The sequence below is a fragment of the Acinetobacter sp. F16 genome, from assembly GCF_052712855.1.
In genome coordinates, this window is the sequence record NZ_JBRATK010000005.1 from 53,487 (window position 1) to 67,351 (window position 13,865).

At 39.0% G+C, this 13,865-nt stretch carries 10 protein-coding genes and 1 tRNA gene; 4 read left to right on the plus strand and 7 right to left on the minus strand.

Going from position 1 to position 13,865, the window contains the following annotated elements; all coding sequences use genetic code 11:
• The first annotated feature begins 248 nt into the window (after nt 1-248).
• Nucleotides 249-563, plus strand: coding sequence for a DUF5713 family protein (locus tag ACU0NF_RS04505; RefSeq protein WP_131386080.1), 315 nt, complete (start codon nt 249-251; stop codon nt 561-563).
• 1 nt (nt 564) lies between these two features.
• On the opposite strand, the gene ACU0NF_RS04510 is transcribed toward ACU0NF_RS04505, so the two are convergent.
• The 3 genes from ACU0NF_RS04510 to ACU0NF_RS04520 form a co-directional block, all read right to left on the minus strand.
• The gene (locus tag ACU0NF_RS04510; RefSeq protein WP_445660272.1) at nt 565-984 is read right to left on the minus strand and encodes a hypothetical protein; all 420 of its coding nucleotides are present in this window, start codon (nt 982-984) and stop codon (nt 565-567) included.
• 106 nt (nt 985-1,090) lie between these two features.
• Nucleotides 1,091-1,176 (minus strand) — tRNA-Leu (locus ACU0NF_RS04515).
• A gap of 212 nt (nt 1,177-1,388) precedes the next feature.
• Nucleotides 1,389-2,120: a hypothetical protein gene (locus ACU0NF_RS04520; protein WP_370984092.1), complete on the minus strand. Its 732-nt coding sequence runs from the start codon at nt 2,118-2,120 to the stop codon at nt 1,389-1,391.
• A 351-nt stretch (nt 2,121-2,471) separates the two neighbouring features.
• Between ACU0NF_RS04520 and ACU0NF_RS04525 the strand changes: the two genes are divergently transcribed.
• Nucleotides 2,472-2,981, plus strand: a complete 510-nt coding sequence (locus tag ACU0NF_RS04525) for a hypothetical protein (protein WP_370984091.1) — start codon at nt 2,472-2,474, stop codon at nt 2,979-2,981.
• Nucleotides 2,982-3,043: 62 nt separating this feature from the next.
• Here ACU0NF_RS04525 and ACU0NF_RS04530 read toward each other — a convergent pair whose 3' ends face one another.
• The 3 genes from ACU0NF_RS04530 to ACU0NF_RS04540 form a co-directional block, all read right to left on the minus strand.
• Nucleotides 3,044-4,384, minus strand: a complete 1,341-nt coding sequence (locus tag ACU0NF_RS04530; RefSeq protein ID WP_445660273.1) for a CitMHS family transporter — start codon at nt 4,382-4,384, stop codon at nt 3,044-3,046.
• Nucleotides 4,385-4,837: 453 nt separating this feature from the next.
• Nucleotides 4,838-6,169 (minus strand): hemolysin family protein, encoded by a 1,332-nt coding sequence (locus tag ACU0NF_RS04535; RefSeq protein ID WP_131382984.1) that lies wholly within the window; start codon nt 6,167-6,169, stop codon nt 4,838-4,840.
• Nucleotides 6,170-6,297: 128 nt separating this feature from the next.
• Nucleotides 6,298-7,287: a LysR family transcriptional regulator gene (locus tag ACU0NF_RS04540; RefSeq protein WP_067724250.1), complete on the minus strand. Its 990-nt coding sequence runs from the start codon at nt 7,285-7,287 to the stop codon at nt 6,298-6,300.
• 805 nt (nt 7,288-8,092) lie between these two features.
• On the opposite strand from ACU0NF_RS04540, the gene ACU0NF_RS04545 reads away from it, so the two are divergent.
• A complete protein-coding gene (locus tag ACU0NF_RS04545) occupies nt 8,093-9,694 on the plus strand; it encodes an isocitrate lyase (RefSeq protein WP_131382983.1) in 1,602 nt (533 codons plus the stop codon).
• Nucleotides 9,695-9,829: 135 nt separating this feature from the next.
• Here ACU0NF_RS04545 and ACU0NF_RS04550 read toward each other — a convergent pair whose 3' ends face one another.
• Nucleotides 9,830-10,204, minus strand: a complete 375-nt coding sequence (locus tag ACU0NF_RS04550) for a diacylglycerol kinase (protein ID WP_445660274.1) — start codon at nt 10,202-10,204, stop codon at nt 9,830-9,832.
• A 509-nt stretch (nt 10,205-10,713) separates the two neighbouring features.
• Between ACU0NF_RS04550 and ACU0NF_RS04555 the strand changes: the two genes are divergently transcribed.
• Entirely contained in the window at nt 10,714-13,824 is a 3,111-nt protein-coding gene (locus ACU0NF_RS04555; RefSeq protein WP_445660275.1) for a multidrug efflux RND transporter permease subunit, read from the plus strand.
• The last annotated feature ends 41 nt before the right edge of the window (nt 13,825-13,865 follow it).

The window sequence follows — 13,865 nt, forward strand, 5'->3', positions numbered from 1 at the left end:
AGTGGATTTAATTGTTCTAATCATGTGGAGTATACAGCAGGGTGTATGAATCTGATGTGAAGAGAGGAATGAGACACTTAAAGTGTGGGATGCAATGAGCCAAATTTAATTGCCTAGTCTAATTGTTTGGAGGAAATCAGGATAAAACAGGTGTAGTTAAATACACACTCTTTTGCTCTTTGGTTTGGAAATTTTGTTGCTTTGTGTTATACAGGCTCGCTTTAATGCGTGTCTTTTTTGAGTTTTGTATGTTTGAAGATTTACTTCTCCCAATGTTTGATGATGAATATTATCCCGATATTCTGGTGGCTGAAGTTAAACAGACAATTAAGCAGTTTGCGAAAAAAGTAGCAAAGCCTGATTTGTCTGAAGTTGAAATTTATCGTTTTGCTGCCGAAACAGTTGTTTTCATTAACAAGATGAAACCGCAGTTTGAAGATCTTGATTCATCATTAGATGATACTGCGGCTGATTATATTGCTGAAGCCATGATGATGGTGGTGCAAGATCACGGTTATATGGATATTGAAATGGAAGAATTGGTATCTAATAGAGAGTGGTAAGTCACTCTCTATTAGTTAGTTTAAGATTCGAAGATTTATTTAAATCAAACAACATTTTGGAAAGATGGCAGCTTTCTTTGGGATGGATCTCTGCTATCCCGTCCACAGTTAAGTAGCGTTTTTCATTTTTTAGATAAGCACTTGCTCTTAAGTTAAGCCAAAAATTTGGTTCCTGTTGCAGAAGTGAGCGAATCCGTTTTTCATCTTGTGCATGATTAAACTCAAGCAGGTACGAATCTTTGGCTAAAGTGCAATGATGTAATATAAGCTGATCTTTATCTTGGGTTATTGTTCCAGAAAATAAAGAATAGATGACCTGAGTCGGTGCTTTTGGCTCTGACTCAGCTGCACAAGTAAAGGGTGAGATAAGCAATATAAGCAGGCTGAAATACAGCATGCGTGGCAAGTCATTTGTATTCATTTTTATTATTTCTTTTTATTGGTTTGATTCTATTTTAATAATTTAGGCATAAAAAAACCAGCTTATCGCTGGGTCTTTTATTGCACCATTTTAATCAGTATTAAAATGGTGCCCGAGGCCAGACTCGAACTGGCACGCTTTGTGGGCGGGGGATTTTAAATCCCCTGTGTCTACCGATTTCACCACTCGGGCATGTGGGCAATAATAGATGACGAAATAAAACTTGGCAAGCATCTTTCGGTGTGTTTGCCTTCTTTTCAATCAATTCATGTATTTATAGCTAAAAAATAGTTTATTTTTGAAATTATTTTGCATAATCATGATTATTTTTCCATTCTTGAGCGCAGCAAGAAAAACAATCATTTTCTAATGAAAAACAGATGAGGAAATGAAAATTTTAATATTTACATCAGACTATCTAAGTAGGTTTCAACATCAACATGTTTATGGGTTTTACAGAGTTCATTTTCATAACGAATCAGCTGAATATGCAGCTCGATAAACTTTTTTTCTTGTCGTTCAAGGACATGACGGTTTTTTGAATTTTTAGCACTCAATAAAATTTTAAATTTAATTTTTAAAATTTGTTTATATGACCAAAAGCAGATGCGACGCGTTTCTTGTAGATAAAAATATTGCTCATTTTGGGTGTCTTCACGGAACATATTTTCTTTATAGAAGCGTACAAAACCAAAACTTAAAGCGAAGAAAAATAGAATCACTTCTAAAAAAGTGCTTTCAATATAAGCAATATTAATAGCCTGAAGCAGAATCAAAACAGCGAGTTTAACCGGAGTATGACGTAAGTGTTGATATAGAGAGGTTGAGCTGTGTTTGATTTGCTTGATGACGAGTGGAGTGTAGAGCATAAACAGCAACATGATGGCTAGAACAGCAATGCCATGCGCGCGAAAAGTATCAAATTGTGGAAGTTGAAGCGAAATAAAATGCCCCCCACTCATGGATAATGATACGAAAATCATCACTGCAAGAACCCACGGAATCAGTTCTTTCAATTCATCTAAAATGCCCTTGGTTTTGATCATGCTGTAAAACAAATAATTTCTTTTAAACGCTGTCGGGTATTGTTCCCGCATTTGTTTTAAAAAAAGGGAAGTTTGTTTGTTGCTGATCATAAGAATTAAAAGGGGTCATAAAAAGTAGGGCTAATATAAATGATTTAACGGAATATAACAGAGAAAAAGTAAGCTTATCTTTGGGGGAGGGAATGGCAAAAAGTATTTCCTGTTAACTTTTGACTATTTAAGTCGAGTTTAATTTTGATATAGAGCGATTACTGTGACTCCAAAATGATAAGTCTTAATGAACTAAATAAATTTTAATGTTATTAAATCACTAGCGTCATTTATGAGTATTGTTTTTAGTCTTGTTGCTGAAGAAGAATATGGTGAAGCAGATTTTATTCCTGTATTAAATGATGATTTATGCGAAAATAGACCTTTATTATTTTTGTCCAAGGACAGTTCATGACTGATCAATCTCCTGAATCTTTAAGCGATATCGAAATTTTAGACATTTTACAGTCCATGAAAAACGATGTGCTGAATACTGAGGCGCAAGAGATTATCCGTAATGGTGGTAAAGCTGGTCGTCAAGAAGCACATAAACAGGCAATTGTGGCTTTGCATGATGCTTTTGAAAAAAACTTTGTCGAAGCAGTAACTTTGGCATTAGGTTTGAATGCCGGACAAGCCAAAAAAATTAAATATAAAAAAGACCGTATCCGTATTTTGAAAGTACGCGGTATTGATTACATGGCGATTGACGGTGCTGAAACAGCTCAGGTTTTATCCCAGGTTGCGCAAGCGATTCTACGTGAAGATGCAGTTGTGACGCATGACCTCCACAATATTTTCCCTTTCTGGAAAGAAGGCTGGCCAATGGTTCAGTTTGATAATGCATACAATATTTTAGAAGAAGATATTGGTATTCACTATGCTCTCGTGATTGAGACCTTGATTGAGAACTTTAAATAGTTTTTCTCAGCATAAGAAAAAACCCAAAAAGTTCGACTTTTTGGGTTTTTTATCATTCGTGTTTAAGAAAGAGTCGAGTAAAAAGGAAAACCACCAAAAATTAGGCCACCCAGCATCATGACTAAACAGGTCAGAATGGCCCACTTGATTGCAAATTTTTGATGTTGTCCAAAATCAATTCCGGCTAAACCACATAAAAGATAAGTGGAAGGGACTAAAGGAGAAAGGAGATGGACGGGTTGGCCAACAATTGCAGCACGTGCCATTTCTACTGGAGTGATTCCATAATGCAAGGCGGCTTCAGAAAGAACAGGCAGAACTCCATAATAGAAGGCATCATTCGACATAAAGAAGGTTAAAGGCATACTTAGAATAGCAGTAATAGGCGCAAGAAATGGCCCCATACTTTCAGGAATAATGGCGACTAATTCTTTAGACATGGAATCTATCATGCCAGTACCGGCCAGAATACCTGTAAAAATACCCGCTGCGAAAATAATTCCCACAACATTTAAAGCGCTTCCCGCATGATGGGCAATTAAATCTTTTTGCATATTAATATCTTTGTAATTCACCACCAGGGCAATACAAAGTGCAATCATGAAAAGTACCGACATGGGTAATGCACTTTTGACCAGACAAATCATGAGCACGACAGTTAATAAAGTATTAAACCATCTTAAATGAGCGCGATTCGCTTCTGGATTGGAAGAAATTTGAATATTATCGCCATGACTGACATCCAGGGTAATAATTCCTAAACGTTTACGTTCCATACGTCCATACATGTAGCCCATAAAATAAACCCAGGCAATGGCGCAGATCATGGGAACAATCATAGGGACAAATACATCACTTGGATCAACATGAAGTGCGCTGGCGGCACGAGCGGTAGGTCCACCCCATGGCGTCAGGTTCATAATGCCACTGGACAGCATCATTAGACAGGCCATGACCAGAGGGCTCATTCCTAGACGCTTATATAGAGGAAGCATGGCTGCCACACAGATCATATAGGTCGTTGAGCCATCGCCATCCAGTGATACGATTAAAGTTAAGGTGATTGTTCCCAGCGTTACTTTTAAAGGATCACCTTTGACCAATCTTAAAATCCATTTGACTGAGGGGTCAAACAGCCCGGTATCAATCATGATGGCAAAATATAAAATGGCAAATAACAGCATGATTCCAGTGGGTGCAAGTTTTTTAACACCCTCCAGCATCATTTCGCCAAGATTCTGAATTTCAATATGACTTAAGCTGTCAAAGAAGAAACCTAATATATAGGCAATAAGAGCAAATATTACGGGAATTAGTGTGAGTGCTACAAGCGCACTCATACGTCGGGTCATGATTAAATACATAAAGCATAAAATCATGCCAAGACCTAATAGGGTCAGCATGGAGAATCAATCCTTTGAAAGTACAGCACTATGATTGTTGAAGTTAGATACATAGTCTGAACAAAGCTTAAGCTATAGGCCTGTAAAACAAAATATCGGAATAAAAATGTGATTTGTTTCACTATCAAGCATAAAAATATTCTTTAAATAGAGGCTATTAAACTAAGCACCTCAGTACGCTTAATGCTAAATATTTGAAAATATTACTTAATTGTTTATTTATTAATCATTTTTAAGATGGGCGTAAAACTTCTGTGCATTCATCAATTGCTGTAGAAGTGGTTTAACATATAAGAGTGGTTTAACCTATAAATAGATATAAAAATTGCAAGGAAATGCGAAGGGAAGCAGGAGTCTGTTTATAAGAAAAGGTGATTAAAAAACCCATTACAAGAATGGGTTTTTTAAGGTTATATATTTTTAATATACGGGATCGGTTTGGAACAGATCCAATTAGCTGGAGGGTGGTTCAATGACTTCAGGTTCTGTTGATTTTTCAAGCAGACGTGTGACCAGTAACTGGTCAATTTTAAAATGATCGACATCCACCACTTCAAATTTATAAGCACCAAATATGACTGCATCTGCAGGGCGTGGAATCTTGCGCAATTTGTACATCATGAAACCGGCAATGGTTTCATAGTTTTCATCATCCGGCATTTCATCAATTTCAAGCGCATGCTTGATGTCTTCAATTGGCGTGCTGCCATCAATCAGCCATGAATTATTATCACGCTTGATGATTTGCTGATCCGCTTCAATCGTTGTTACCCAATCACCCATTACGGTAATCATAATGTCAGAAAGGGTAATCACACCAACTACTAAGGCGTATTCGTTAATAACAACCGCGAATTTTTCTTTGGTGGAACGGAAGCGATCGAGTAACTCAGATAAAGTTAAAGTATCTGGAATGGTCAGTACACTACGAATGGTATTTTCATTGAGTTGCAGTAAGGACTGGTTGTTCAAAATACGGACTAAAATATCCTTGGCATCAATATAGCCAATCACATCATCAATATTTTCACTACAAACCACAAATTTGGAATAAGGATATTCTGCCAGTTTTTGGCGAATACTGGCTTCAGACTCTTTTAAGGTAAAGAACACCACGTTTTCACGGGTGGTCATACTTGAAGGAACATTACGTTCTTCAAGTTCAAATACATTTTCAATAAAATGATGTTCTTGTTTTTGTAATACACCGGCTTGTGCGCCTGCATCCATTACTGCTGAAATATCGGCAAAGGTAATATTGTCATCACGGACGGTATTGATTTTAAACAAACGGAACAATAAATTCGCAATGGCATTAATAGCCCAGGCCAATGGCTTGCAAATTTTAATGAAAATTTGAATGGGGTTAATCACGGAAACCGCAATTTTTTCTGGTGCGATCATGGCCATGCGTTTCGGCATTAAATCTGCAAAAAGAATAAAAAGCGAAGTAACTAAGCTAAAGGAGAGGATAAAGCCAATATTTTCAGTCCATGGACCTTGATAAATACGATTCACGAAATTTACGATATAGGGACGAAATGCTGCTTCACCCAAAATACCGCCGAGAATCGCAACCGCGTTTAAACCAATTTGCGAAGCCGCAAAGAAATCAGCCGATTGTTCTTGCAGGTCTAAAACTTTTTGGGCGCGTTCCTCACCAGATTCCGCGAGGATTTTAAGTTTGACCTTGCGTGCACCGGCAAGGGCAATCTCAGTTAAAGATAGAAAACCGGCTCCCGCAATCAGTATCACGATGATGAGGATATTCTGGAAAAGGCTCACGAATCCACCTGTAGATCATCATTATTATGGAATATTTTTAACACAAAAGGACTAGAGGTAGTAATGAAATTACTACCTTGATTAGCACAGTATAATCTTAAAAAAGAAGAATTTAAGAATTTTTACGATTAATAATGAGAAAATTGTGAGTTATTCATTAGAAATTCACGATTTTCTTCTTCAATCATTTGACGGGCGACATACAGAATCAGCTGACGTAACCAGCGGTGTGCAGGATGGTGATGCAACAACGGACACCATGCCATTTTCAATTCAAATTCTGGAATATAAAAGGGTGGGTCTTTAATCAGCAGGTTTGGATTGTTGGATTGCAGTTTGGCAATACGGCTTGGCAGCGTTGCAATCAAATCCACATTGGATGCCAAAAGCGCAGGCATTTGATAATGGCGGGTAAAAACAGAAATCTTGCGTTTTTGCCCAATACGTTCCAAAGCTTGATCAATCCAGCCCAGACCGGCCTGTTTATCTGGATTGACACCAAAGCCAACGCCCATACCGGTTTTAGATACCCAGATATGTTGTGCATCTAAATAGCTTTTAAGATTTAAGTTTGCGCTGGCAGGGTGTTTGTTGTTGAGCAAGCATGAAAAACTGTCGCGCCAAACCAAGACTTGGTGGAAACTTTGTGGAATTTCATTGAATCGGTTAATGGCTAAATCGACTTTACCTTGTTCCATGTCACGGTAAGACACATCACTTGGAGTTAAAAAGTCGAGAACCACATTCGGTGCTTCTGAACGCAATGCTTTAACCAGGCGAGGAACCAAAGTCGCTTCGGCGTAGTCAGAGGTCATGATGCGGAAAACGCGATTCGAGGTATAAGGGCGGAATTCTGTACGAGGTTCTAAAATCATCGACAAGTCAGAAAGCGCATCACGAATACGAGGTTGTAATTCTAAAGCACGTTCTGTTGGTGTCATGCCTTCAGAAGAACGGATTAAAAGCGGATCATTAAATAAATTACGTAGACGGCGTAAAATATTACTCATAGCGGGCTGGGTAACACCCAATTGTTCTGCTGCGCGGGTAACATTTTTTTCACGTAAAAGAACATCAAGGTAAATTAATAGATTGAGATCGACCCGCTCCAGATTCATATAAAAAATACCAATAATAAAACCATGAAATTATGTTGATTATGCCATAAGCGGTAAGGCTTGTGTAGGAAATATGATGAAAAAAAAGCCGGCCTAAACGTACTTTTGTTAGCCTATTCGCCATTCTGCTCGCTTGTGAATTCTGGGCGATTATCAATTGAGTTTTAAATAAGTTGCAATATGAAATGGATGCTTTTATCTCTGCAATACGGTATTTAAAAGCTTAAATTGCGGTACATGCAATTGCGTAAAATAGGTAGGTTTCAATTGCATCAAAAACACTTAAATAGCATGAGCTGTTAGATGAAAATTTGTATTTCACAAATTTATGGCTGAAAAAGCAGATAGGTCTTTTTATAGTTGACGATTTGAATGCAGAATAAAGCTAAGGGTGTCTTATTTGTTGAAATAAAATACAATTGTATTTTAAAAATAATGATGATGAAATAAGAAAAAATCAGACAAAAACGAAAATTCTAGTGTTTTTTATTCCGCCCTATACTTAGGTCTAATGAAGAATAAAACAGCATGTTGATTGTTTGTTATACAAAAAAAGACTTTTTAATTTTTTTAAATAATTTTTAAAATTAGTAACTTATAAAATATGGTGATAATTATAATTAGACTTTAATCTACATATTTTTTAAATAAATACTGAAGATTCTCGCAGACTATTGGATTAATTTTTTCAGTCAAACTAAGCTGTGTCCATTGCAACGAAGCGCTCTAAATCTGAACAAATCAATACTTTGCAGATTTAGTCCTTTGATTGATGAAATCCTAAAATTATATACAGGAAAATATCATGACTACATACCAAACAGCGATTGACGCAATCCGCGAATTAAAAGCAAAATTCGGCAACACTTGGCGCGATATCAGCCCAGAAGATGCTGCGCGTATGCAAATGCAAAACCAATTCAAAACTGGTTTAGACATTGCTAAATATACTGCTGCTATTATGCGTCGTGATATGGCTGAATATGATGCTGATTCTAGCAAATACACTCAATCTTTGGGTTGCTGGCACGGTTTCATCGCTCAACAAAAAATGATTGCGAACAAAAAATACTTTGGTACAACTGACAAACGCTACATCTACTTATCTGGTTGGATGGTTGCTGCACTTCGTTCAGAATTCGGTCCACTTCCTGACCAATCTATGCACGAAAAAACTTCAGTACCTGCTTTGATCGAAGAAATCTACACTTTCTTACGTCAAGCTGATGCGAAAGAATTAAACGACTTGTTCCGTGCGCTTAAAAAAGCAAACGAAGCGGGTGATACTGCTAAAGCTGCTGAAATCACTGCTCAAATCGACGGTTTCCAAACTCACATCGTTCCAATTATTGCGGACATCGATGCTGGTTTCGGTAACGAAGAAGCGACTTACTTACTTGCTAAGAAAATGATCGAAGCGGGTGCTTGTGCACTACAAATCGAAAACCAAGTATCTGACGCTAAACAATGTGGTCACCAAGCTGGTAAAGTAACAGTTCCACACGAAGACTTCATCGCTAAGATCCATGCACTTCGTTATGCATTCTTGGAAATGGGTCTTGACGACGGTATCATCGTTGCGCGTACTGACTCTGAAGGCGCTGACTTGACTCAAAAAATCCCAGTGGTTAAAGAGCCAGGCGACATCGCTTCTCAGTACATCAGCTACTTAGAAACTTCTGAAATTGATATTTCTGAAGCGCAAGAAGACGAAATCCTGATCAAACGTAACGGCAAATTACACCGTCCTAAACGTTTACCTTCTGGTCTTTACCAGTTCCGTGCTGACACTCAAATTGACCGTGTTGTACTTGACTGTGTATCTAGCCTTCAAAACGGTGCTGACTTACTTTGGATCGAAACTGCGACTCCAAACGTTGACGAAATCGCTCACATGGTTAACCGTGTACGTGAAACAGTTCCAAATGCTAAGCTTGTTTACAACAACAGCCCATCATTCAACTGGACTTTAAACTTCCGTCAACAAACTTATGACCGTTATGTTGCTGAAGGCAAAGACGTTTCTGCTTACGACCGTGCTAAATTAATGAGCGCTGAGTATGACGAAACTGAATTGGCTGCTGACGCTGACGAAAAAGTACGTACATTCCAAGCTGATGCTTCTCGTGAAGCAGGTGTGTTCCATCACTTGATCACACTTCCGACTTACCACACTGCAGCTCTTTCTACTCACGAGCTTGCTAAAGGTTACTTCGGTGATGAAGGTATGCTTGCTTATGTTGCTGGCGTACAACGTAAAGAAATCCGCGGTACAATCGCATGTGTTAAACACCAAGCAATGGCTGGTTCTGACATCGGTGATGATCACAAAGAAATCTTCGCTGGTGACAACGCGCTTAAAGCGGGTGATGACGCTAAAAACACAATGAACCAATTCGGTGGCTAATCCTCCCGAATGATTCAAAAAGAACCCTGCGCAAGCAGGGTTTTTTTATGGCTGATCAAAACGGAATATAAAAAGGGAACAGAAAGATATATTCCTTTTTTATATAGCCAATATCTTGATGATTGAGGATAAAACTTAAGGCAATAGAATCATCATCCAAGTAATAAAAATAATTGCCAGTGCGACAAATTGCGCAGCGCTACCCATGTCTTTGGCATTTTTTGAAAGTTCATGTCTTTCCAGAGAAATACGGTCTACCACTGCTTCAATCGCTGAATTAAATAACTCAACAATCAGTGCCAGTAAACACACCGCAACCATCATGGCTTGCTCTATACGGGATACATGAAGAAAAAAACTAGCAGGAATGAGAATCAAATTTATAAATACAATTTGACGAAATGCAGCTTCATTAATAAATGCAGTTTTAAAGCCCGAAAAAGAATAATGAGTGGCATGGATAATACGCTTAAAACCGGTTTTGCCTTTATATGGGGAAGATGGATTCATGGCTTAAATGTTTTACTAAATTTCAGGCAATATATGCCTCAACGCTTAAATATGTCTTAATTTTAAAAACTTGGAGTTAATTTTAATTTAATAAAAACTTGAATCCTAAAAAGGATGAGCAGTAAAGAAATTATTGTTGTTGATACGACCTAATCAACATTGATATTAAAAAATACCGATATAGAACATATGGATATGATTAGTGTATTTATGAGCTTTAGTTAAATAAAATTGCGTGTTCAAAGTTATGGCTTTTCTTTTTAATGAAAGTTCTTTGTAAAATCATCTATTAAAAGCCTCATGCTAAAGATGGGAAATGAAGCATCCGATAGCGGTTGATTAAATGGTGTATTTTCATAGTTTCTCCTTATTTATGACGAAAAATATTTTTTCTGTTAAATATTATTGTATTTTGACTTTTAGTCACTGAATATCAATATTAATGAGCGGCCTTAGCATTAATGCTTAAGGTCTAGCCACATCACTCCTTTAAACTGCGATCAAGTCATATGCTGTCGAAATTTTTTATTCAACGACCTATTTTTGCCGGTGTAATGGCCATCATTGTGATGGCTTTTGGGCTTTTTGCAGTGTTGAATTTACCTGTGGAGCGTTATCCGGATATTGCACCGCCACGTATTACGGTGAGTGCAACTTATAGTGGTGCTTCAGCAGAAACCGTTGAAGAAAGTGTTACCCAGGTTTTAGAACAGCAAATCAAAGGCATTGATCATCTGCTTTATTTTAGTTCAAGTAGTGATTCATCCGGTCGTAGCCGCATCAGCATTAGTTTTGAAAATGGCACTGACCCGGATACTGCACAAGTTCAAGTACAAAATGCAATTAACGGGGTAGTGAATCGTTTACCTGAGGATGTACAACGTCAGGGGGTGAATGTATTCAAGTCACTTGGCGATACCCACATGGTGATTGGCTTGTACGATGCATCGGGTAAAAGTGACAATATTGCCCTGTCAGATTATATGTTAACGCATTTGGAAGAAGAGCTGGCACGAATTGAAGGAGTCGGTGAAGTTGATGTTTTTGGTTCGCAATACGCAATGCGAATTTGGCTGAACCCTTCAAAATTAAAACAATATAATTTAATGCCCAGTGATATTCGGGCAGCAATTGAAGCACAAAATACCCAAGTGGCAGCCGGAGCAGTAGGTGATTTGCCAACCGTCAAAGATCAATATCTAAATGCCAAAGTGACTTCTGGCTCACGCTTAAAAACGGTGCCTGAGTTTGAAAATATTATTGTTAAATCTGCCCGCGATGGCAGTTTTATCTATTTAAAAGATGTCGCACGTATTGAGCTAGGTGCTGAAAATTATCAATCATTTAATACCATTAATGGTTTTGAATCTGCGGGGATGGGTATTTCCCTGGCATCCGGTGCCAATGCCTTAGCGACCTCGGCCTTAATTAAAGCGGAAGTTGACCGTCTTTCGGCACAATTGCCTGAAGGCTATAAACTGGTATATCCACGCGATAACACACCTTTTGTACAAGAATCGATTAAGGAAGTGGTAAAAACCCTGTTTGAAGCCGTACTGCTGGTGATTGTGGTGATGTTTATCTTCCTGCAAAACTGGCGGGCGACGCTTATTCCTGCCATTACCGTACCGGTGGTGATTTTAGGCACCATGGCAGTGCTCTATGTGCTAGGCATGAGCATCAATACCTTAACTTTATTTGCCTTGGTACTGGCGATTGGACTTCTGGTCGATGATGCGATTGTGGTGGTTGAAAACGTCGAACGCCTGATGCATGAGAAGCAATTAACAGCAAAACAAGCGTCGATCGAGTCTATGCAAGAAATTAGTGGTGCACTGATCGGGATTACACTGGTGCTGACTGCAGTATTTATTCCCATGGCATTTTTTAGTGGCTCGACCGGAGTGATTTACCGCCAATTTTCAATTACCTTGGTTTCAGCCATGGCTTTATCTCTGGCTGTTGCGCTGATTTTAACGCCTGCTTTATGTGCACTGATTTTAAAGCCCAATCCACAACCGGCCAAATGGGCGCTGTGGTTTAATCAAAAGTTGGATAGCTTAAAACACCGTTATCTTAAATTGTCGAATCTGACTATTCAGCATAAAGCCATTTGCTTGGTCGTTTTTGCGGCACTGATCAGTGTCTTTGCTCTGTTTTATCGCGCCTTACCGACCAGTTTTATTCCCAGTGAAGATCAGGGCATTTTAAGCGTACAGTTTAAATTGGTCGATGGTGCGCCCATGTCGAAAAGCCGTGAAATAGGTGAACAAGTTCGACAATATTTTCTGGAAAATGAAAAAGATAACGTAAATCTGGTGATGATTCGCTACGGGCGTAATTTTTCTGGAACGGGGCAAAATCTGGGACAAGGTTTTATTGCATTAAACCATTGGGATGAGCGTTCTGGAAAAGAGAATTCAGCGCAAGCCATTCGTGAGCGTGCTTTAAAACATTTCAAAAAAAATCCCAATGCACAAATTAATGTCAGCATGCCATCTTCGGTCAGTGGTTTAGGTCAAACCGATGGACTGGATTTCTGGATTCGCGATGTGAATGGTCAGGGACGTCAATTTCTGGACACTCAATTTAAGCAACTGCAGGAACAGGCAAAGCAATATTCCACTTTTGAAAATCTGGATAAGCGTTCCAATCCGGATAAAGCCGAACTGAAAGTCAATGTCGACCAGAAACTGGCCATGGCCAATGGGCTGTCGCAATCTGCCATTAACAGTACCTTGTCCAGTGCCTGGGGTGGCAGTTATATCAATGACTTTATTGACCGTGGTCGGATTAAACGCGTGATGATGCAGGGTGATGCCGAATTCCGTTCCAAGCCTGAAGATTTACAGTACTGGTATGTACGCAATGATCTGAACCAGATGGTGGCATTTAGCAATTTTGCCAATGTGACCTGGAGCGGTGGCCCTGAAGTGGTGAACCGCTATATGGGCTATACCGCACTGCAGATGGAAGCCGATACCGCAAAAGATGTGAGTTCGGGTCTGGCCATGCAAGATGTTGCCAAATTGGTCGGGCAGCAGTCAGGTATTGATGTGGCATGGAGCGGTTTATCTTATGAAGAAAAACAATCTAGTAATCAGGCGATGTTACTTTACCTGATCTCGATTGGCTTTATTTTCCTGTGCCTGGCTGCACTTTATGAAAGCTGGTCTATTCCCACCGCTGTGATGAGTGCCATTCCTCTAGGGATTGGCGGGAATATCCTGTTTAGCTATTTTGTCGGTTTCCCCAATGACATTTATTTCCAGATTGCATTGCTCACTACGATTGGCTTGTCCTGTAAAAATGCCATTTTAATTGTGGAGTTTGCCTCACTGGCTCAAGCGCAAGGACGCAGTGTCATTGAAGCTGCTTTGGAAGGTGCAAGTTTGCGTTTACGCCCGATTCTCATGACATCACTTGCCTTTGGCGCAGGGGTGATTCCACTGGTGTTTGCCTTTGGTGCAGGGGCGGCCAGTCGTCAGGAAATCGGAGTCAGTGTTTTGGGTGGTGTAATTTTTGCGACCATATTGGTGCTGATTTTTATTCCATTTATGTATGTATTGATACGTACTCTATTTAAGCCCAAGTCCGTTAAAAGAAACATAAGTGATTAAATTGTTTAGGTTTCGTTGTAAAGGTTGAGAAATGTAACAGT